This window comes from Parasutterella muris, from assembly GCF_943193095.1.
Lineage (GTDB): Bacteria > Pseudomonadota > Gammaproteobacteria > Burkholderiales > Burkholderiaceae_F > Parasutterella > Parasutterella muris.
This window is the reverse complement of record NZ_CALPCV010000025.1, coordinates 1-21,295: the sequence shown is the minus strand read 5'-3', so window position 1 is coordinate 21,295 and position 21,295 is coordinate 1. Positions and strand designations below refer to the sequence as shown.

Annotated in this window: 18 protein-coding genes and 2 tRNA genes; 7 read left to right on the top strand and 13 right to left on the bottom strand. The window is 50.1% G+C overall.

The window, feature by feature from the left end; translation table 11 throughout:
• Positions 1–16: 16 nt before the first annotated feature.
• Together amrS and amrA are read right to left on the bottom strand one after the other, a co-directional pair.
• Positions 17–862, bottom strand: a complete 846-nt coding sequence (amrS, locus tag NFR90_RS09135) for an AmmeMemoRadiSam system radical SAM enzyme (protein ID WP_251452406.1) — start codon at positions 860–862, stop codon at positions 17–19.
• Positions 862–2,247, bottom strand: coding sequence for an AmmeMemoRadiSam system protein A (gene amrA, locus NFR90_RS09130; RefSeq protein ID WP_251452405.1), 1,386 nt, complete (start codon positions 2,245–2,247; stop codon positions 862–864). The genes amrS and amrA overlap by 1 nt, the downstream gene beginning before the upstream one ends.
• Positions 2,248–2,469: 222 nt before the next feature.
• On the opposite strand from amrA, the gene NFR90_RS09125 reads away from it, so the two are divergent.
• Together NFR90_RS09125 and NFR90_RS09120 are read left to right on the top strand one after the other, a co-directional pair.
• On the top strand, positions 2,470–3,531 hold the full coding sequence (locus NFR90_RS09125) for a hypothetical protein (protein ID WP_251452404.1): 1,062 nt from the start codon (positions 2,470–2,472) through the stop codon (positions 3,529–3,531).
• Between the two features lie 70 nt (positions 3,532–3,601).
• A complete protein-coding gene (locus NFR90_RS09120; protein ID WP_251452402.1) occupies positions 3,602–4,861 on the top strand; it encodes an amidase family protein in 1,260 nt (419 codons plus the stop codon).
• A 58-nt stretch (positions 4,862–4,919) separates the two neighbouring features.
• Here the strand turns inward: NFR90_RS09120 and NFR90_RS09115 are convergent, their stop codons facing one another.
• The gene (locus NFR90_RS09115; protein WP_251452400.1) at positions 4,920–6,713 is read right to left on the bottom strand and encodes a flavocytochrome c; all 1,794 of its coding nucleotides are present in this window, start codon (positions 6,711–6,713) and stop codon (positions 4,920–4,922) included.
• 132 nt (positions 6,714–6,845) lie between these two features.
• Complete coding sequence (locus NFR90_RS09110; RefSeq protein WP_251452399.1) at positions 6,846–7,322, bottom strand: phosphate-starvation-inducible PsiE family protein; 477 nt, start codon at positions 7,320–7,322, stop codon at positions 6,846–6,848.
• Positions 7,323–7,446: 124 nt separating this feature from the next.
• On the opposite strand from NFR90_RS09110, the gene NFR90_RS09105 reads away from it, so the two are divergent.
• Both NFR90_RS09105 and NFR90_RS09100 read left to right on the top strand, forming a co-directional pair.
• The gene (locus NFR90_RS09105; protein ID WP_251452398.1) at positions 7,447–9,201 is read left to right on the top strand and encodes a cation:proton antiporter; all 1,755 of its coding nucleotides are present in this window, start codon (positions 7,447–7,449) and stop codon (positions 9,199–9,201) included.
• Between the two features lie 24 nt (positions 9,202–9,225).
• Positions 9,226–10,986 (top strand): cation:proton antiporter domain-containing protein, encoded by a 1,761-nt coding sequence (locus NFR90_RS09100; RefSeq protein ID WP_251452397.1) that lies wholly within the window; start codon positions 9,226–9,228, stop codon positions 10,984–10,986.
• Here the strand turns inward: NFR90_RS09100 and NFR90_RS09095 are convergent, their stop codons facing one another.
• The 9 genes from NFR90_RS09095 to NFR90_RS09055 all read right to left on the bottom strand — a co-directional run bounded on the left by NFR90_RS09095 (position 10,987) and on the right by NFR90_RS09055 (position 19,367).
• Positions 10,987–11,364 (bottom strand): HIT family protein, encoded by a 378-nt coding sequence (locus NFR90_RS09095; RefSeq protein ID WP_160335883.1) that lies wholly within the window; start codon positions 11,362–11,364, stop codon positions 10,987–10,989.
• Positions 11,365–11,403: 39 nt separating this feature from the next.
• The gene (locus NFR90_RS09090) at positions 11,404–12,207 is read right to left on the bottom strand and encodes an IclR family transcriptional regulator (RefSeq protein ID WP_160335882.1); all 804 of its coding nucleotides are present in this window, start codon (positions 12,205–12,207) and stop codon (positions 11,404–11,406) included.
• 33 nt (positions 12,208–12,240) lie between these two features.
• Positions 12,241–14,241, bottom strand: coding sequence for a heterodisulfide reductase-related iron-sulfur binding cluster (locus NFR90_RS09085; protein WP_251452391.1), 2,001 nt, complete (start codon positions 14,239–14,241; stop codon positions 12,241–12,243).
• A 21-nt stretch (positions 14,242–14,262) separates the two neighbouring features.
• Entirely contained in the window at positions 14,263–14,763 is a 501-nt protein-coding gene (thpR, locus tag NFR90_RS09080) for an RNA 2',3'-cyclic phosphodiesterase (RefSeq protein WP_251452389.1), read from the bottom strand.
• A gap of 17 nt (positions 14,764–14,780) precedes the next feature.
• The gene (locus tag NFR90_RS09075; RefSeq protein ID WP_160335879.1) at positions 14,781–15,839 is read right to left on the bottom strand and encodes a quinone-dependent dihydroorotate dehydrogenase; all 1,059 of its coding nucleotides are present in this window, start codon (positions 15,837–15,839) and stop codon (positions 14,781–14,783) included.
• A 201-nt stretch (positions 15,840–16,040) separates the two neighbouring features.
• Positions 16,041–16,817 (bottom strand): leucyl/phenylalanyl-tRNA--protein transferase, encoded by a 777-nt coding sequence (locus NFR90_RS09070; RefSeq protein ID WP_251452387.1) that lies wholly within the window; start codon positions 16,815–16,817, stop codon positions 16,041–16,043.
• Between the two features lie 11 nt (positions 16,818–16,828).
• A complete protein-coding gene (locus tag NFR90_RS09065) occupies positions 16,829–17,377 on the bottom strand; it encodes an NUDIX hydrolase (RefSeq protein WP_370267554.1) in 549 nt (182 codons plus the stop codon).
• Between the two features lie 23 nt (positions 17,378–17,400).
• Positions 17,401–17,952, bottom strand: a complete 552-nt coding sequence (locus NFR90_RS09060; RefSeq protein WP_251452383.1) for a hypothetical protein — start codon at positions 17,950–17,952, stop codon at positions 17,401–17,403.
• 146 nt (positions 17,953–18,098) lie between these two features.
• Positions 18,099–19,367: a hydantoinase/carbamoylase family amidase gene (locus NFR90_RS09055; RefSeq protein ID WP_251452382.1), complete on the bottom strand. Its 1,269-nt coding sequence runs from the start codon at positions 19,365–19,367 to the stop codon at positions 18,099–18,101.
• Positions 19,368–19,619: 252 nt separating this feature from the next.
• On the opposite strand from NFR90_RS09055, the gene NFR90_RS09050 reads away from it, so the two are divergent.
• The 3 genes from NFR90_RS09050 (at position 19,620) to NFR90_RS09040 (ending at position 21,294) form a co-directional block, all read left to right on the top strand.
• Positions 19,620–20,975, top strand: a complete 1,356-nt coding sequence (locus NFR90_RS09050) for an NAD(P)/FAD-dependent oxidoreductase (RefSeq protein ID WP_251452381.1) — start codon at positions 19,620–19,622, stop codon at positions 20,973–20,975.
• Between the two features lie 98 nt (positions 20,976–21,073).
• Positions 21,074–21,150, top strand: a tRNA-Met gene (locus NFR90_RS09045).
• Between the two features lie 70 nt (positions 21,151–21,220).
• Positions 21,221–21,294: transfer RNA gene (locus NFR90_RS09040), tRNA-Met, on the top strand.
• The last annotated feature ends 1 nt before the right edge of the window (position 21,295 follow it).

Sequence of the window (21,295 nt, the reverse complement as noted above, 5' to 3'; positions counted from 1 at the left end):
CGGGCTTATTTCTTATCTACAAATTTCCGCAATAGACGTGTCTCAGATGCTTTTTAGCAATGTCCCGAAGCTCAAAGATCGTCTCAGCGCTTGTGATCGGAAAATCATTCCACTTATAGCGCGGGAAAAATCGACTCAGATGCAGCGCGATATCAGGTGAAAGTGACGCGATCCATTCGGCTTCTTTTTCCATAAGCTGCGGACTGTCATTGACGGTAGGAATGATCAGAGTCGTGAGTTCCACATGACAGCCGTAATGAACGGCGTTCCCGATAAAGTCCTTAACGGTCTCAAATTCACCTTTGACGATCCGGTAAAAATCGTCCGAAAAGCCTTTTAAGTCGATATTGAGCGCGTCAATATGCGGAAGAACCAAATCCGCATACTTGCGAGTAATGCCGCCGTTGGTGACAGCAACCGACTTGAGTCCCGCTTCATGCAGTAGCTGAGAAGTATCACGAATAAATTCCCAGCAGATGAGCGGCTCGTTGTACGTAAACGCGACGCCTAAATTACCGGGTTCGCGATGGCTTAAATCAACCGCTAAATCACAAAGACTCTCCGGAGTGATCTTCCGCGTCGGGATCACGCGTCCGGCCATCGATATTTCATGATTCAGGCAGTAGGGACAGCGCAAATCACAGCCGTAGCTTCCGTACGACAAAATAAAACTTCCGGGATAAAACCGCGCAAGCGGCTTCTTTTCTATCGGATCAAGCGCGATCGACGTGCATTGTCCGTAATTATTCGGCACAATCGTCCCGCCGATATTGCTTCTTGCGCGGCAAAACCCCGTCTGTCCCTCTCTCAGTCTGCAGAACTTCGGGCAGACATCACATAAAACTTGAGCTGAAGCGGTCATTACTGATGCCGCGTCACAGTGAAGCGATAGAGCTGAACACTTTCCTGAGGCGCGATGTTCGCTTTCTGTTTAGCGATCGCAATTTGCTGCTCGACCGTGTCAACACCTTCAAGATCAGGCAGAAGAAGACCTCTGCGAGAACCGTTCTCAACAATCACACCGTATTTTTTAACGTCCAGTTGGGATTCCGAATCGATCTTTTCAGCCGGAGACAGAACATCCACCTTGTAAACCAGAGAGGGAAGTTCTCCGGGCCGAACCGGCGGAAATCTCGGATCGCGTGTTGCTGCTGACACGGCATTTGCAATGATTTCAAGAGCAAGATTCTGCTGCGTGGGCTCTGTCGTGCCGATACAGCCGCGAAGTTTTCCATGCTCGTGAATAGAAACGAACGCGCCCGCTCTTTGGTTCAGAAGCTCCTCAGGCAGATCTTTCGGAAGCCCCGTGTACTGATGCGTCCGAACTAAGGTTTCCGCGCTGAGGCGGGCAAGTCTGACGTACGCGTCTTCGTGCTTCATACGCTCTTCTCTCGCTTTGTTTTCAAAAGCGATGTAATGATCTAAATAATTTCTATTCGGATCGGCCTCTCCGCCTTCGAAAGTGGCGACGCCGTATCCGACGCCGAAAGGACCTTCATACGAAAGGACATGCGCGTCGACTTTGCGCTTGTCAAACGCGCCCGCCATGATGACAAAAGAGCGGTGACCGCACTCGGCAGCCGATTCGCAAACTTCAGGCTTGATTTTCATCATGCGCAGAAAATCCGCATCTTCAAAGCATTCCATGATTTCTTTATCAAACCTCGGACCTTCAGCGCTGAAACCGTAAGGACCGCTCTCTGTAAGCTTGTGCGAGAGATCGCCGCTCGCGATCATCACAACACGCTTGCCGAGCTGATCGGCGGTCTCGGAAATCGCTTCGCCGAGACGATAGTGATCCTCAATGGAAAGGCCGGAAAGACCGACGCGAACCACTTCAAATTTGTCCAGATAATCCTTTAAGAAAAGAAGCGGCACAACGGTCGCATGGTCTAAGGACGGATCGCGCTCTCCAAGCGTGCCCGCTGGAATGTTTTCTATTTTGCAGTGCTTTTCCAATGCGTCGACAAATTCGGAATCGTAGTCCGCTTTAACCGAAGCATTCGGCGCGTTGAAGCGGGATAAATCGCCGCAGGCGGATTTTCCGGGAGAAATATGGAAGTAATCCGCATACATGACACTGTGCGGTGTTGTCACGACGACAGTATCCGGTTTAAAACGAGCCAGAAAGCGCATCGCCTGAGTGTATGCGTTGATGGTCCTTTGTATGACTTTCTCTTGTCCTTTTCCGACTTCCGGGATGATAAGCGGAGGATGCGGTACCTCAGCAGCTGCTAAAACAGGCATTTCAAACTCCTTAAGTTCCATAGGAACCGACAAAAAATGATGTCCTAATTTAGTTCTTTTTGTCTGATAGCTCACATATTAACTGTCAGAATGAGCAAGCTAATAATCGGTCACAAGATAAATGATTTTTACATTGATTTTCAAAAAGGGTAATTCCGCAGCTGTAGACTTCGGGGTTCTTATTTTTGCCGACCGATTAAGGTTTCTTTAGGGGCTCATCCTTTGAAAATTTTATATCTTATTAAATATCTGGCGATTGCCTGTGCGCCTCTGTGCGCTTGCGCCGGAGAGTTTTCTGATTCTTCCAAATATGCCCTGAACCCTAAAGGCGTCGAGCTGTCCAACACTCAGGACGCTCCGCATGTGACCGTAAAAGAGGAAGCGGAAGAGGGGGAGGAGGATTCTTTTCTTCCGATTTTCGGCAAAGAAGCGCGTGAGAGAGGCTACGAGCTGCCCAATCCGTACGGCATCGGGGTCAACTACATGCATATCCGACAGGATATTGATGTTAAGTCCATTACTTTTGGCGGACTGTCTTTAAAAATCAACAATATTTTCCGTCCAAACAATCCGACAATCATCGATATTCCGTCCGATCTGTTTAAGATTGATGTACACAGCACAAAGCAGAGAAGCCATACCGAAACGATCCGCGCCGACGCTTGGCTCTTTCCTTTCATGAACGTGTATGCGGTTGCGGGCAGAACCAAAGGCAAATCCGTCTCTAAGATTGACGTGGGTTCCACCAATTCCTTCGTCAATAACATTATCAAAGGGATCGGAGACATGGATGGGCTGGATTTCATCCTGAAATTCAAAGGAACCACTTACGGTCTCGGCACCACGTTTGCGGGCGGAGTCGGCAACTGGTTCGGTCTGCTCGACTTGAATTACACAAAGACCGATCTCAACATTATCAAAGGCGACATAAAAGCCTTTACGCTCTCTCCGAGAGTCGGATACCGCTTTACGCTTCCGGCGGCGGAAGCAATCGGGCTGCCGCAGAGTAAATTCAATTTCTGGGTCGGCGCGATGTATTACAGCGTGCAGCAGAATTTCCGCGGCAACCTGACAAATTTATCGTTCTCGCCCAAGCTGCAGCAGATTATTTCAGCAGTGAACTGGCACGGAAACGGTGAATTCAATGTGGAGCAGCGCATTAAATCGCCCTGGAATATACTGACCGGCTTCCGCTGGGAAATTACGCCGAATTTTAATTGGTCGGTTGAGGCCGGTTACTTGAATAAATTCAGCTTCCTGACGGCTTTGGAGTGTCGCTTCTAACATAAGTCCTGTAAAGCGCATTGCCGCTCCTGTTTCGGCTATGATGGCTAAAAAACGGGAGTTCCAAGCTATGCAGGACTTTTCTTATCCTTTAATTGAACCGCTGTCTGCTGAGCAAATGTTTACGCGCATTCGCGCTTACAACGAAAACCTCAGAGCGGTGCGCTTCTGCAGAAGACCGAAGGATTCAGCCAAACTCAGAATCCTTGCAAAAGACAATATCGGTGTACAGGATTTTTTGACGTCCGCGGGATCCTACGCGCTTAGAGTTCTTGTGCTGCCGGACGCATTCTGCGTTCGTCAAATCCGCAAAAATCCTCAGATTGATATCTTTGGTAAAACGCATCTGACGGAACTCGCGGGTTTTGTGACGACGCGCGTTCTTAAGGACGGTTACTCTGAGTTGGGCGGCTTTGGAAGAAATCCGCACGGTGCGCAGTATCCCTGCAGAGGATCGAGTTCTGGCTCAGCAATTGCCTGCGCGGCAGGTTTCTGTGACGCCGCACTCGGAACCGAAACCCGAGGCAGTCTTATGATGCCCGCGATGGCAAACGGCGTCTTCGGCTTTAAGCCGACCAGAGGCGCAGTCTCCAGAAGCGGCATTATTCCGCTTTCGTCTTCATTTGACGCGCCGGGGGTACTCTCAAGAAGCCTCAGCGGATTAAAAACGGTCTTTTCCGCCATGCTCGGTAAAGACGATTCAGATCCTCAGTCATTTGTACCGTCAGAGCTCCGTAAAAAGAAATTTAACGGTCGAACGCTGCTTTTCTTAGTCTCCTTGGGAGACAATGCAACTCTGAATACTCCGGCCGTCCGCCGATTTATCTCTGCGCTTAAACAAGGCGGATTCCATATTGAATTCAGACACGCGCCGATGGCGGAATTCGATTACAAGACCATTTCGTCAGCGGATATTAAAAAGGATATGACGAACTTCCTTCAAAGATATGCGTCCGGGACAGAGCCGCGAACTTTTGAAGCGCTCGTTGAACGCTATTCTTCCAGAGCCCATTCGCATCCCTACGGGATGGAGCGCCTGACATACGCGCTCGAGGCTGATCTTCCTCATGGAAAAGCGTTATCCGGTCTTGTTCAAACCAATATTCAGAAAGCGAGTCAATTGGTCGGTGAAATGTTGGAGATGACCGGAGCACAGGCTGCACTAACGCTGAGTTACTTGGACTGGTGGGCGATTGGCGGCGGACCCACGCTATCCATGCCGATTGATTTCAGCGAGACACTGCCGAGAAGCATCATGATCGGCGCTAAAGCAAAAGAAGATTTTGCCTTGCTGTCTCTAGCCGAAGAGATAGAAACGCTGCCTATGTAAAAAGAAGAGGGCTCCGATTGGAGCCCCCTAAACTTAGATCAAGCTAATCGACTAAGGATTAGTTGCCTTTGGCAGCGTGTGTACCAGCGTCACGACCGAATGTCATGATGTCAGCGATAGCGTTGCCGCCGAGACGGTTGGAACCGTGGATACCGCCAGTGGTTTCACCGGCAGCGTAGAGACCCGGAATAACCTTGCCGTTCTTGTCGAGAACCTGAGCCTTGTCATTGATTTCCAGACCGCCCATTGTGTGGTGAACTGTCGGAACCTTCTTGCAGGCGTACCAGGGACCTTCGGTCATCTGCTTGTCAGCCTTGTTGTTGGCCTTGAAGCCAAGCTTGTCTTCAGCAGTGCCGGCAACGACAGCGTTATAGTCGGCGATGGACTTCTTGAGGTTTTCAACCGGCATGTCGAGTTTCTTAGCCAGTTCTTCAAGAGTCGGAGCAGCAACAACACGGCCGAGGTCAATCATGTCTTTCATCTTCGCGCCGTTGGCGTCAACCCAGTCAAGAGACGGATAACGCAGGTGGTTGACAAGGACATAGTATGTAGCGCCTGGCTGAGCAAAAATTGCTTTGGCCAGAACGTCACGAGCAGCGCCTTCGTTGACGAAGCGGTTGCCGTCCTTGTTGATGAAAACGCGGTTGCGGCCGGAAGTACGGACCATTTCCATCAGACCTGTACCCGGTGTGCCGCACGGATGAACCTGAATGTCAGACATGCCGATAACGTTGGCGCCGACTTTTTCACCCATGATGATGCCGGAGCCCTGAGCGGACTTGTTGAAGTTCGTGCAGCCGATGCCCTTGCCGAGGTCATAGTCTTTGAAGACGCCGGTATTGACTTTCTGGCGAAGTTCAACGTTTGCGCCGAAACCGCCGGTAGCAACGATAACGCCCTTGTCAGCCATGAACTTGGTTGTCTTGCCGGTATGGTTGTCTTTAGCGACGACGCCGATAACGCGGCCGGCCTTGTCCTTGATCAGAGACTCGGCATTCATGTCTGTGTAGACCTGAATGTCATTCTTATGAGCGGCGATGTACTTTTCAAACGAACGGATGTAGGTGTTGCCGGACGGAGTGGCAGGGTAGTGAGAACGCTGCCAGAGGGCGCCTGTAGCAGTACCGACTTCCGGTTTGAACTGAACGCCGATGCTTTCGAGCCAGTGGACGGATTCCAGAGCATGGTCGGTGAGATAGTGAACCAGAACCGGATTGCCGATATCATGGCCGCCCTTCATTGTCTGATCATAATGTTTCTGGATAGAATCTTCGATGCCCTGTTTGCCCTGACGTTCCGGGTCAGCCGCGTTCAGAGCGCCTTCGGAAACGTTGGTGGAACCGCCGAGAAGACCGAGTTTTTCAAGAACGATAACCTTGGCGCCTGCCTGCTGAGCAGCAATCGCGGAAGCAAGCCCCGATCCGCCGCCGCCAATCACGACAACCTGTGTCTTGACTTCAGCAGGAAGAGCAGTGTATTTCTCTGTGTTCTTCTGAAGCTTGGCCATATCATCTTTGGAGACGCCGGCTTTTTCAAGAGCTTTCTTAACTGCGCCCTTCAAAGCGAAAGAAGAAATCGTTGCGCCTGTGACATTGTCAACACCAAGAGACTGACGGTCAATGATCTTCTTGGACAGTTTGTCCAGAGCGACACGGCCGACACCAATGGTTTCGAGGTTGTCAGGGTATTCGATCTTTTCAATCTTATTCTTGCTGACAGTCACGCTGACATTGAATGCCGCATTGTGGCCGTTAACTTTTTCTGTGTAGGTTCCGGGTGTGTATGTAACAGCACCTGCAGCCATTGCAACACCTGCTAAAGCGACTGCTGCGGAAATTTTGGTTAAAACCATCGTAGTTCTCCTAGTTGGGCGCAAAAACTTCTTTGCGCAAAAAGCGAGATTTATATTTATTACAAATCTACACACATATTCTAGAAGCCTATTTGGGAATAACTATTAGCACTAATACGAATTGTATTTTAATTATCCCGCATCATTGTTATTCTTGGCGGTTACTTTTGCGAGAAGTTTCTTAGCCGATGACATCTTTAAGTCCTCTATTTCATCATCGTGAAGACCTTTGATTTGGCGTGAAATTAATAGAGAAATTGTAAGAATCAATATAGAAATGGAGGTAAGAAGTATCCACTTGCTCGTGAGATGCTCCATATTGATAATGAGGTAACGGGCGACTGCGACGACCGTGATGACCAGCGGTGTTTTTAGCTTTAATTCATGCTGCCCGAGTGCGTACTGTCGCACCATTGACAAAATCTCGATAAAAAGAAACAGAAGCAGAAGGTTCGCAAGCCCGATAGTTCTTGAATGGAACATGTCGTAACCCTCAGCGACAATGGCAATTGCAGTTGCGACAGTAATGACCATGAGCGCGCCCGCCTGGATAATTAAAAGCGCAGCCTCAAATTTATCGTTGATTTTTGCAATGAGCGGTTTATTCATCGGTACTGTCTAACTAATCTTCTATTCACTTACAACGGGGATTATCCAAAATTTCTTTTCCCGATTGCGTAAAATTAACAACTTTAAAGCCAACTTTGAGCAGTTAGTTCAAACAATACCGAAAATGCATTCTGTTTCACTCATCTCTACGCTCGCGATCGGTTTCGGAGTCGCTCTCGTACTGGGCTTTTTTGCGGAAAAAATTAAAGTGCCAGCGCTTGTCGGATACCTTATCGCAGGTATTTTGGTATCCCCTTCGGTTTTCGGATTCGATGTAGATTTGGCGCTTGCAAATCAGCTTGCTGAAATTGGCGTCATGCTTCTGATGTTCGGTGTCGGACTGCATTTTTCCTTATCGGATCTAATCAAAGTCAAGGGACTCGTCGTGCCTGGCGCGATCTGCCAAATGATTTCTTCCACTCTGATCGGAACAGCTCTTTCTTATCTCTGGGGATGGAATTTCGGTCACGCACTGCTCATGGGACTTTGTTTGTCTTGCGCTTCAACGGTTGTGGTGCTTAAGGCGCTTGAAGCGAGAGGTCTGCTGCTGGGCTTTGACGGAAACGTCGCGGTTGGCTGGCTGGTCGTTCAGGATATGGTAACTGTCCTTCTGCTCGTTCTTCTTCCGCCGCTCTCCTCAATGCTGGGAGGAGAAGCACAGAACACCGCGGTTCCGCTCTGGCAGCTCCTTCTGATTACTTTTGCTCAGGTGATTGTCTTTATTGTCCTGATGCTGGTGATCGGTAAACGAGTGCTCCCGTTCCTGCTTTGGCAGGTTGCTAAGACAGGTTCGCGCGAACTCTTTACGCTATGTGTGCTGGCAGTCGCGATCGGAATCGCATTCGGCGCTTCTGAAATCTTTCACGTCTCGTTCGCGCTCGGCGCTTTTTTTGCCGGCATGGTCATGCGCGAATCTCAGTATGCGCATCGGGCGGCGATTGAGTCGCTGCCGCTGCGTGACGCGTTCTCTGTGATTTTCTTCGTCGGTGTCGGAATGATGTTCGACCCGTCGGTCATCATGGAGCATCCGTTCCATCTGCTTGGCATTCTGCTCATTATTCTGCTCTTTAACCCGGTCATCGCAACAATCCTCGTGGTGCTTCTTCGCTATCCGCTGCGTACCGCGCTTACTCTCGGTGCCTGCTTGGGGCAGATCGGCGAATTCTCATTTATTTTGGCGGGCCTCGGCCAAAGTCTTGGTCTTGTGACGGAAGAGGGCATGAACCTGGTTCTTGCGGCAGCGATTTTCTCCATCGCGGTCAACCCGTTTGCGTTCGCAAGTATGCAAAAGGTCGGCGATTTCCTCAAAAGAAAAAGTAAACTTTTTCGCGTGGCGGCCGCCCGTCCGTCTCCTCAGTCTCTGATGCCTGACGACGTTGAACAAAAGAAAATCACCGGCCATGTCGTGGTTGTCGGTTATGGCGAAGTCGGCAGAAAACTTTGCAATGAATTAAACAAATTAAACATTCCGGTTGTAATCCTTGATAAGGACGATGCTTTGGTGCAGAAGCTCAGACGCAGCAGTTTGACTGCCATTCAGGGCGACGCAGTTGATCCGTCCTCGCTTCTTCAGGCTCACGTACATAAGAGCCCATTATTAATTCTGACAATTCGCGATGAAATCCTGGAGCGTAAGGTAGTTGAAACTTCCAAACTGCTGAACCCGGATATTAAATTTATCCTTCGCGCGACATCGGACTCTGAAGCGGCCAATATGACCGCGGACAATCTCGGTATGGTGGTTCAGGCCTCTACCGCACTTGCGGACAAAATGAGCGAGCTCGTACGCAAAGAGCTGCTCGAAGGCGACAATCCCGAGGACGAAGAAATCGTCGAGAACAGCAAAATTGACCCGGTTCCTCCCGCCAACCCTTCATAACTTTTCTCTTGACGGAGCAATTCAATGAGTCACAGTTTCAGTCTGATTTCCACGCTTGCGATCGGTTTTGCGATCGCTTGGGCGCTCGGCTTCGTGATGGAAAGAATCAAGGTCCCGGCTTTAGTGGGCTACCTCCTTGCGGGTATTATTATTTCTCCGGCGACGCCCGGGTTTGTGGGCGACGTCGGTATCGCGGGCCAGCTCTCAGAAATCGGTGTCATGCTCCTGATGTTTGGGGTCGGACTTCATTTTTCTCTGACGGATCTGCTGCGCGTTAAAAAAATCGCGGTTCCGGGCGCTATCCTGCAGATGGGATTGGCAACCGCGCTCGGCGCGCTGCTGGCGCACTGCTGGGATTGGCCTTGGGGACAAAGCATCGTCTTCGGCTTATGTTTATCCTGCGCTTCCACCGTCGTTCTTTTAAAAGGCCTGGAAAGCCGCAGACTGCTCGAAAGCCATGACGGTCAGATCGCTGTGGGCTGGCTCGTGGTTGAAGACATTATGACCGTGCTGATTCTGGTGCTTCTGCCGCCACTCGCTTTTATGATGGGCTCGTCTCAGCAGGAAGTTTCTTCGGCCGAACCCTTGTGGGAAATTATTCTCTGGACGCTCGCTCGCGTCTTCGGTTTTATCGCACTGATGCTGATCGTCGGCAAACGCCTTCTGCCTTGGCTTCTGCGTCAGGTGGCTAAAACCGGCTCTCGCGAACTCTTTACGCTTTCAGTGCTGGTCTTTGCGATCGGAATCGCTTACGGAGCTGCGGAAATTTTCCGAGTCTCTTTCGCACTCGGCGCGTTTTTCTCCGGCATGGTCATGCGTGAGTCCCGATACTCGCACAGAGCCGCTATGGAGTCTCTGCCGCTGCGCGACGCGTTCTCTGTAATTTTCTTCGTCGGCGTGGGCATGATGTTTGATCCGAGAATTCTGATTGAGCAGCCGCTTCACGTACTGGCGGTCCTCGCGATTATTATTCTCGGTAAGGGACTCGTCGCGTTTTTCCTCGTGCTTCTGTTCCGCTACCCGCTGCATACAGCGATTACGGTTTCCGCTTCGCTTGCGCAGATCGGAGAATTCTCATTTATTCTTGCGGCGCTTGGTATCCAGCTCGGAATTCTGCCACAGGAGGGGATGAGCCTTGTGCTTGCGAGTGCGATTATCTCCATCGCTCTGAATCCTTTCGCGTTCGCGAGCGCGGATTTTGTGCGCGCCTTCATCAAAAAACACTGGGCTTTTGCCCGCCGTATGGATGCACGAACAGATCCGATGTCACTGATGCCCGATGATGTCGATTCTGAGTTTCTGCGCGGCCATATCGTACTGATCGGAGACGGAGAAAAAGGCGAGAAAATCCTCAGCCTTCTGCTCGAACGTAATCTCTCGGTTGTGGTGATCGATGAAAACCGCACGAATGTTGAGTCACTCAGAGAGCGCAAAATCAATGCGGTCTGCGGCGAAGCATCCGACCCTGCGATTCTGATTCAGGCGCATATTCAGGATGCGGCGCTTGTCATTATGGCGGTGGAAAACGAAATTACCTGCCGCAAAATTATGGAGACTGCGCGCCTTCTGAATACAAAAATCGAAGCGATTATGCCTGCCGGCACGGATGAGGAAGCACTTCGTCTCAAGGAAGAAAATGTTGCCGCTTCCTTTGTGCCGGACGATCTGCTCGCCAAAGCGATTGTTCAGTTCGCAATGGAGCGCTACGGCAGACAGGAAGAAGAGGCGAGAATTACAAAAGAATCGCAGGAAATTAAAAAGGCGCTTGACCGAGGCGCTCTGTGATCAGTAGCTTCTCTTAGCGGGAATGACGCCTCGAACTCCGCCTCTCGGGTTTTCAATGTCGCCCTTAAAGCGCGGAATTAAGTGCATATGCACATGAAAAACCGATTGCCCTGCGGCTTCGCTGACATTGACGCCGATGTTAAAACCGTCCGGACGGAATTCATTTTCTATCCGGACTTTCATTTGCCCTAAAAGCTCATGCATGGCCCGAACTTCGTCTTCGGTAAGATCAAAGTAGGAAGCAACATGGCGTTTCGGAATAATGAGCGTGTGACCGGGATTCACCGGAAACCCGTCAAAAATTGCGAATGCGAGCGCGTTTTCCGCTTGAACTTTTAACTGATCGGGAAGATGACAGAAGAGGCACTGCTGCGTCATGATGAAAAAGGCCTTCTTTAGGGCAGGCCGTCAAAGCTGTTAGGAAAAGTCCGGTCGAACGTAAAGTTCTCCGGGTGTTGCGACATACCCTAAATGTTCGGAAATATCGTCGGCCGTATGCTTGAGCTCGCTGATCCAGCCTTCCTGAACATTATTTGCGGGCGATGAGATCGATAAACACGCGACCAATTTGCCCGAATCGTCTCGAATGCCCGCCGCGATGCAGCAGACGCCGAGCTCAAGCTCTTCGTCGTCCTTGGCAAATCCGAGTGTTTTGACTCGATTTAATTCATTGATCAGCTGATCCAAATCCGTAATGCTTTTCGGCGTGGAAGGCTCAAGGTTGGTTCTGAGCGCATAGGCTCTGATCTGCTCAAAAGAATCTTCCGAGAGAAAAAGTTTGCCGGAACTTGTCGTATGAAGCGGGGCAGTCGCGCCGATCGTGCGCACAACCTGAATTCCGGGGCGCTCGCGCATAATGCGGTCAATATAAACAATCGAATCATTCTGACGAATCGAAAGATTAACCGTCTGACGAGTCAGATTATGCAGGCGCTGCATCCCGGATTTAGCGGTATCTCGAACGGAAATCCGCTCTCTGACCAAATTGCCGAGCTGGAGAAAGCGCAGACCTAAACGATAAGTCCCCGCAACCGATCCTTTTTCCACAAAACGAAGCCGAACCAAATCATTCAAAATTCGGTAGCAGGTGGAAACATGCAGACTCGTTTCATCGGCAATGACCTTGAGGCTGACAGGTTCATGATGCTGAGTCAAAACTCTCAGAATCGCGCTGGTGCGGTCAAGCACCTGAATGTTTGCCTTGTAAGCGGAATTTTCCATTGGGTAGTTTTAATTCATTAATACTTCTATTGATTATTTTAGATTTTTCGCAATAATTTCGGCAACATCCGCAATTGAAATTTCAGATAGTGATTTATCCTGAGACTTGGCCGAATCAAACATCGACAGACAGAACGGGCAGCTCGTTGCGACCTTGTCGCATCCGGTCGTATCGACGATCGCTTTCAGGCGGATAACGTTAAGGCGCTCTGAAGCGTCCGTATCGGTCCAGAACTGACCGCCGCCCGCGCCGCAGCAAGTCGTATTGCATCCCCATTCCTTCGGATTGACGGTTTCAAGACCTTCAACCTTATTCAGATCAAAGCGCGGAGCGTTGATGATTTGGTTATAGCGGGCGTAATAGCAGGCGTCATGAACCGCAATGCGCTCTTTTTCAGACAGGGACGCTTTAATGCGGCCCGCATCCATCTGTTCGGCAATGAACTGAACATGCGAAATAACGTTGAACTGACCGCGTTCAAACTCGGGATAATCGTTCTTCAGCGTATTGAAGCAGTGCGGGCAGTGCGCAAGAATGCGGCTGAACGTATACTGGCGCAGGTTTTCAATATTCATCTGAGTCTGAATCTGGAAGAGATACTCTTCGCCGACACGCCGAGCGTATTCCGCATTGCACATTTCTTCAGCCATGACAGCGAAACTCAGACCGGAAGCGCGCAGGATTTTAATCATGGCACGCGCGATCTTCTGGTTGCGTTTATCGTAAGAAGCGGAGCAGCCGACCCAATACAGAATATCGTAGTGGACTCCGGGTTCCGCAAACGGAATGTCTAAATCCTTAGCCCATGCAAAGCGCTCGTCCGGGTCCAGGCCCCAGGGATTGCCCACCGATTGAATATTCTGCAGTGTCTTTGCGACGCCTTCGGCAAATTGTCCTTCCTCCATACCGACGGAACGTCTCATCTGGGCGATGGTATTGACAATCTCAATGCGGGAAGGGCACTGTTCGACGCACGCGCCGCAGGTAGTGCAGGAAAGAAGCGCTTCTTTGGAAACTACATCCGGAACAAGAATATCTTCGGACTTGCTGTAGCCTTCTTCCATGCGTTTTTTAAGCGAAAGAATAATTTCTCGCGGATCAAGCGGGCCGCCCGCACGGTTGACCGGACACACCGATGTACAGCGGCCGCATTCAACACAGGCGTCAAAGTTCAGACGATCGTGCCAGCTGAACTGACCAAACTTGGAAATACCAAAGATTTCCTGCTCCTCAATGTCGTCAATTTTTTCAAGCAGTCCTCTCGGTTTGGTTCTCTGCCAGTAAATGCTGGTCGGACTCTTATACATATGAGAAAAGTAGGTTGCCGGAATGAGCGCAACAAAAGCGAGAGAAATCAGACCGTGGAAAATCCAAACCCAGAGATGCTGCGCCTCGAGCTGCTCTTTGCTCATGCCGCTGTAGAACACCTGCGCAATGAAGTTGCCGACGGGCGACCATACAGCATGCGCGGGCTGCTCTGCGGCAAGACGAAGCGCTTCCACAATGTAGCCGGTGATAATGATGACTGCGAGAGAACCGAGAATGTAAATAAAACGCATCGACTTTTCAAACTGACGGCCTTCTTTAATAAAGCGTCGGTAAAAAGCCATCCCCAAGCCGATCAGACAGACCACGCCGGCAATATCCAAAATCAGCTTATAAAAATAGTAAACACCGCCCGCAAGGAACTGCTTGCCGAAAATCAGTTTGCCGATATCCCAGTCCAGTACGGCGAGCGCAGTCCCGAAAAACAGAAATACAAAGCCCCAGAAAATCCAAAAATGGAGTCTGCTTCCGAGCGGCTTGCGCACGATGCGTTTCTGCAGCAGGCCCTCACGATAGAAAAATCCCCAGCGGCGTTTGGTTTCCTTATCCATAGCGTAGGGCTTGCCCGCGCGCCAAAGCAGATAGGACTTGCGGATGCCTAAGGCGCAGATAACGCAGGCCGCAATTCCGATGACGTAGATCCCGATAATTGCCCATACGGGGATATTCCAAAACCCCGGGCGGGTAACAATTTCGACTCCGTTCATGTTTGACTCTCTTTCTGATAGTTAGATCGGAACATAGACGCGCTTTCCGTCTTCGTCCAGTTTGGATTCAAATAGTCTTGCTCTGAGGATCGGCCACTCAAAGGGATGCGTGACCACGGGTTCATCCAAATGGGAATTTCTCAGAACTGTAATATGGGGTGTAAAGCGGCTTTTTTCATCAAAAGGAATGTTCAGCGTATGAAGAATTTCCGCCGCTTCGCGAGCCAGATGGAAAATCGGTTCATAGCGCTCGCCGCTGACGTAAAAGACTTTCGGACGAACAAACCGGCCGCTTCGGGTAATGCTCCAGCTCCTTGAGCTGAAATCCGTCATGATGTCCACGCCCTGAGCGACGAGCTGAGCCTGCTCGGGTGTGATCTCTCCGATAAACGCAAGCGTGACGTGGAAGTTTTCAGCCGGAATAATACGAGACGCAGGATCAATCGAGAACGCTCGTTTCTGCAGTTCGCAAAGATGGGGCACCGCTTCTTTCGCAGCCGGCAGTCCGATAAAACACTTCATATGGATTCGGCGTTTAATTAAGCTTTATTCAGAGAACGCCACTGCGCGATCGCTTCAGAGCAATCCGCGATCAGCTCGGGCCCCTTAAAGATAAAGCCGGTATAGAGCTGAACAATGGATGCGCCGGCTTTCATTTTCTCAACCGCGTCCTTGGCTTCCATGACTCCGCCCGAAGCGATAATCGGGAGTCTTCCCTGAAGGTGTTCCGAGGCAAGACGGCAGACTTCGGTGGATCTTTCCATGAGCGGTTTGCCGGAAAGACCGCCTGTCTCTTTAGAGAGCGGATTATGCGCGACCGGCTCACGGGTAATCGTGGTGTTGGTGCAGATCACGCCGTCCATTCCGTGCTTCACAATAATATCAAGCGCGGAACGAATACCGTCGTCGCTGAGGTCAGGGGCGAGCTTAACCGCGATCGGTACGATTTTGCCTTCGTTCTGATCCGTGAGTTTACGGCGGTGCTCCGCGATGCCGCCGAGCAGATGATCCAGCTCGGCGTCCGCCTGTAAATCACGAAGATTCGGCGTATTGGGAGAAGAAATATTAATAGCGATATAGTCGCCGCTCATGTAGAGGCGATCCATGCACTTAATGTAGTCGCTGAGCGCGTCTTCGTTCGGCGTGACTTTATTTTTGCCGATATTGACGCCGAGGATGCCGCCTCTGTTGCGGAAAGCTCTTGCGCTCTGAAGGTTCTTTGCGACCTGAATCGCGCCTACGTTATTAAAGCCCATGCGGTTGATGATGGCGTCGTCCTTAACCAGACGGAAGCATCTCGGCTTCGGATTGCCGGGCTGACCTTTAGGCGTGACGGTACCGATTTCCACAGAACCGAATCCTAAGGCGCCGAAAGCGGTAACGTGCTCTCCGTCTTTGTCCATGCCGGCGGCAAGTCCGACGCAGTTAGGGAAACGCAGTCCCATTACTTCGATAGGATCTTCAGGGAAACGACGCGTAACGAGTTTCTGGAGACCAAACTGAGTGATCCAGTCAAGATTCGAGAGAATAATGTGATGCGCCTGTTCCGGTGTAAAGCGAAACAGCACGGTCTTAGCGGCTTTGTATAAGGCGTTCATAGCGGTCCGTGAATAATAGTTTGCCGAAAATTTTCCAAAATAATGTTCGATTCGTTCTTCTCGTAGGTACAAATAAACCTTCCGAGGAATCGGAATAGAAAAAGTATAGCAATGCAAATGCGCCGCTGTCTGAATCGGGTATTAAAGTTTTACCTAAATGCCCGTGAAATCGTTGTATTTAAAAGAGAGCGATAAAAGAAACTATTTATCCGAGAGGAGAATTCCGAGACAATCGTTGAGTGAGCGGCCGCAATAGAGTCGCCAGTCAATAGGATCTCGTGCGGTCTCTTTCTGAAGAGATTGATAAAAGTCTGAGCCGCTCAGTTCTGTTCCGCCGAGACTGATGAGATGCTCGGTCGCTTCCTGACAGTCAATCATATGAACGGATTCGCTGCGGGCGATAGAGCAGAGCATGGAAAGCGCGAGCTTGGAAAGATCGGGAAAGGCGGTAAACATGGATTCTCCGTACAGCATCCTTCCGATGGAATCAAACATGAGACCCGCGGCAAGTTTACCGTCAACTCGGCATTCGATCGTATGAAAGAATCCGTCTTTCATGCTTTCAAGATATGCGCGTCTCAAAGGACGGCTGATCCATGTGCCGTCCTGTCCCGGGCGAGCGGCAGCGCAGCCGCTTAGGACATCTTCCGGAGCATGGTCTAAGAAAATCTCAAGCTTGTGTTTAATCCCGTCCCTTCGATAAACATTCTGAAGCGCGTCTCTAATCCGCTTGCGAAGCGAATGAGAAATGATCAGCTGACTCGGATCGAGTACCAAACGCGGATCGGTAAAAAACCACAGGTAGGGCGCAGAGACCGACCACGGAAACACGCCTTTAGCGTAACCCGCACGAAGCATCTCTGCGCGAAGCGTATCGGAAAAAGCGACAATACCTTCATAACGCTGCTTGTAAATCGGATTCAGCGGATTGAGAACCTTAAAGCTGTCCGCACCGCTGATGAATTTAATCTCCGACATGACAGCAAATCCTATAAAAACTTGCCCGGTGTGTGCTTTTCAATGTAATGAAAGCCGAAGGCGCCTTTTTTCAGATCCGCAAAAAATAAGCGCAGAGATTTTTCCACCGAGTTAAAGGCGAGCTTGTCCCACGGAATTTCCTCTTCGCTAAAAAGCCTAGCTTCAAAGGTTTCCGGTCCGGGGTTAACGCTTTCGTCTTTCATGCGCGCAAGAAACATCAGATGAAGCTGATCGGCGTGCGCAATATCCAGAAGGATGTAGGGCGCAGAAGAAATCTCCGCATGGATTCCGGCTTCTTCCTCGGTTTCTCTCTCAGCGCCTTCGCGTGTTGTTTCCTGAACCTCCTGGTGACCCGCGGGAAGTGTCCAGTATCCGAGCCTCGGCTCGATAGCCCGACGGCAGAGCAGCACCTTGTCGCCGAGATAAGGTACCGTACCGACAATATTTATCGGATTGATATAGGCGATGTAGCCGCAGGACGGGCAAACATCGCGCTCGTGCGTATCTCCTTCGGGTATTTCCCGTTTAGTCGGGTGGCCGCATTTTTCACAAAAATGAATTTCTCTTTTGCCCATACTGATATCTATTTGAAGCGATCGATGCTCACCGGCTCACGCTGCGTAAAGACCTCCGGACGAGAAAGCAGCATTCCGAGGATTTGATACTTGTACTCAAGATATTTGGCGTGAGCTTCCTTGCTGACGCTCCCTTCCTGGTGACGCACAACTTCTTCAAGCCACTGCTGAGTAAAGATGCTCGGATCAAGAACATAAGACATCGCCTTATCTTTATAGGCGACCTCAAAATACATTCTTCCGCCGGCCGGTGTCGCAGGCGCAAAATCCGGTCCGATCGAAAGATCCAAGGTAAATCTGCCTTGTGTTACCGCTCTTGTAACAAGTTCTATTCCGTCTCGAACCTCGTCACCGGGGAAGGAGGTCCTGAATTTAAATTCTTTACGGAAAGGAATGCTTCCGGGGCAAAGGTCTTCGGAAGCAGCGAGAATGAGGCGCAGGACCACTCCGCTAGCGATAAGTCCGCGCGCGCCGCTGTAGCGCATCAGATCCTCACGCTGAAAGGCAATCTGACCTTCATCGTCCTGGACAATTAAAAATGTCGGTGCTTTGTAATACATTTGATTCATTACTCGGTTTACGTTAGTAGGCAATTATAGTTCCGAGTGATACACAAGGGCTTGAAGAAGAAAAAAGCGGGCAGATGAGTGGAGGGTCTCAACTGCCCGCAAAAACAGGGATATCAGTGGATTCAAAAGGAGATTAGTTATTTATTGTCATAATCACATACAGTGTGCCAAAGCAGTTCGGCGCCCTGGATGAAATCTTCAAGCTTCATGGCTTCACGCCAGTTATGGGAACCGTTCTGATTAGCGACGAAAATCATGCCGACAGGAACACCGGCGTTGGAGAGAACCGCTGCGTCGTGGCCGGCGCCGCTCGGGATTGAGAGCGCGTTAAGGCTGTGATCGGCTGCGGCCTTTTCGATTCTTCCGCGAACCTGAGGATCCACACCGCTCGCTTCACAGACAAGAACATTGTCGAATTCGAAGCGGACGCCTCTTTCTTTAGCGATTTCATCGCATTCAGCCAGCATCAGATTATGGAATCGATAAAGCGTATCCATGGAAAGGCTTCTCATATCAAGACCGAAAGTAACCTCTCCGGGAATAATCGCAATCGCTGCGGTTTTAGCAGTGTTTACGACGCCGCATGTGAAGACCAGATCTTCGCCCGCATCAAGCCATTCTTTCCAGTGTTTGTCCATTCTGCTAAGAAGATCCGCGAGCGCGAGTACCGCGTCGTGTCTGAATTCACGATTAACCGCACCGGAATGCGCAGTTTCGCCGATAACTCTGCAGATCTTGTGACGCAGATTGCCTCGAATACCGGTAACGGCAGCTATGCGGTGTGTCGGATTGTTTTCCAGAGTGGGGCCTTGCTCGATATGAAGTTCAATAAAGGCGGCAATGTTGGAGAGCTCTTTAAGCGGTTTTCCGCTTGTCATGGCAACAGGATCGAACCCGGCGTCTTTAATCGTATCGAAAAGCGTACGGTCGCTGATACGGTGTCTCAGCTGCACTTCTTCCGGTTTAAGGTTTCCGGTAAGCGCTAATGAGCCGACATAGGCTCTGCCAAACCAGGAGCTTTCTTCCATGCGTGTGACTAAAACCGTGTAATCACGCTCGAGCTGAACATTCAGTCGATCAAGCATATCCGCAACCGTCATAGCAGCGCAGACCCCTGCAAGACCATCGTAGTTTCCGCCCTCGGGAACGGAATCTCCGTGAGAACCGGAAACGATGCCGGGGAGACTGCGGTTTTGACCGGGACGTGTAATCCACAAATTGCCGGCCGGATCGATTTCAATTTCCATATTTAGGCGCTTTGCCTCGGAAATAACCAAATCGTGGACGTACTGCTCATGAGGTCCGTAACCCTGACGGGATACGCCGCGTCCGTCACGGCTTTCTTCACGAATCTGATTTAAAAACCGTTCTGCATAAGGTGAAGCGAGAGTCTGAAAATTAGTCATTTAATCTTGAGAATGTGGGGTTGTAATAATTTAATTCTATGCAAGCAAATCAAAACTGAGAGTTAGTTAAATCATGAACTTAAGTTATTTAAAACTTGTTATCGATTTGATCCTAATAAACATAAAAAGCCGTGCCGCAGTAGGCGTCTGTTACAGATTTTCGCACTTGAAAACAAGTTCTCATCTGAATGGGTGATGACAGTTGAATAGGAATGTATAAAAATCAGCGCATAGAACTTAGAGGACTTTTCAATGGATCGGTTAATGGATATTCCGAGCTCGGCAGAACTCAAACGAGTCGTTGTTGTCGGAGGAGGTTTTGCAGGACTGAATTTCTGCAAAAGGCTAAAAGATGAGCGGTTTCAGATTGTTCTTCTGGACAAAACCAATCATCACAATTTCCAGCCGCTCCTCTATCAGGTAGCGACAGCTGGCGTTGAGCCTTCGTCCATTTCATTTCCGTTTCGCAGCTTGTTTGCCGGCAGAAAAAACTTCCATATCCGCATGTGCGAAGTCTTGGAAACCGACGCTGAAACTCAGGAAGTCAAAACTTCGATCGGCAGACTGCATTATGACTATCTCGTCATAGCAACAGGCTGCGACACTAATTACTTTGGAAACAAAGCGCTGGAAGAAAACACCATGGCGCTGAAAACAACCGCCGAGGCACTGTACAACAGAAACCACATCCTGGAGAGTTTTGAAAGAGCAGTAGATACGGACGACATGCAGGAGCGCGAAAAGCTTCTGACTTTTGTGGTTGTCGGAGGCGGTGCCACCGGTGTTGAACTTGCCGGAGCCTTAGCCGAGATGCGACGCTTTGTTCTTCGCAAAGATTATCCGGACTTAGACGTTGACAAGATGAGAATCATTTTGGTCGACGGCAAGGATCGTCTTTTGTACTCATTTAAGCCGAAATCTTCTCGAGAAGCTGAGGAGTATCTTCGTTACCGCGGCGTTGAGCTGAAACAGAAAACGCGTGTTCTTGGATATGAGAATGAAGTGCTGAGGCTCAGCAATGAAGAGATTCCCACCGCGAACGTGTTTTGGACAGCTGGTGTTATCGCAAATTCGATGGGCGGGTTCAGCTCAGACATGTATGGCCATGGGAATCGCCTGATTATTGACGAATTTAACCGAGTCGGCGGATACAAAAACGTGTTTGCCTTAGGCGATACTGCGCTCATGAAGCAGAAAGACTGGCCGGACGGTCATCCGCAGGTTGCCCAGCCGGCAATGCAGCAGGCGGACAACTGCGCAGACAACATTCTCGCGATGGAGGACGGGGAAGCGCTTAAACCCTTTAAATATCATGACCGAGGTTCCATGGCAACGATCGGGCGCAATCATGCCGTCGTTGAAACGAAAGGTTTAGTGTTCGGAGGATTTTTAGGCTGGTTGGTTTGGCTGGTCATCCATCTGATGAATATTGTCGGATTCAAGAACCGTCTTTTAATCTTCATTGACTGGGTATGGAGTTATTTCACGCACAACTCGAACCTGCGCATTGTTGTTCGGCCGTTAATCAAAGGAGATCGTCTGTACCGGCTGATGAAAGCTCAGGAGCAGATCCGCGAGCAGAAATACAAGAAGACGGACAATTCCTAGAGCGCAATTTGGGTTCACGTTGTGGAGGTCATGTTGCACAATGTGAATTCTCATGTTATAGTGTCGATCTCGGTTGATTGATTCAACCGTTAGCTGATTGCGGGGTGGAGCAGTCTGGTAGCTCGTCGGGCTCATAACCCGAAGGTCACAGGTTCAAATCCTGTCTCCGCTACCAATTTCCTAGCGAAGTTGGTTTTTCAAGTTTGCAAGCTTGAATGTAAAACATCAGCAAAGGCCAGAATAATTGCGGGGTGGAGCAGTCTGGTAGCTCGTCGGGCTCATAACCCGAAGGTCACAGGTTCAAATCCTGTCTCCGCTAC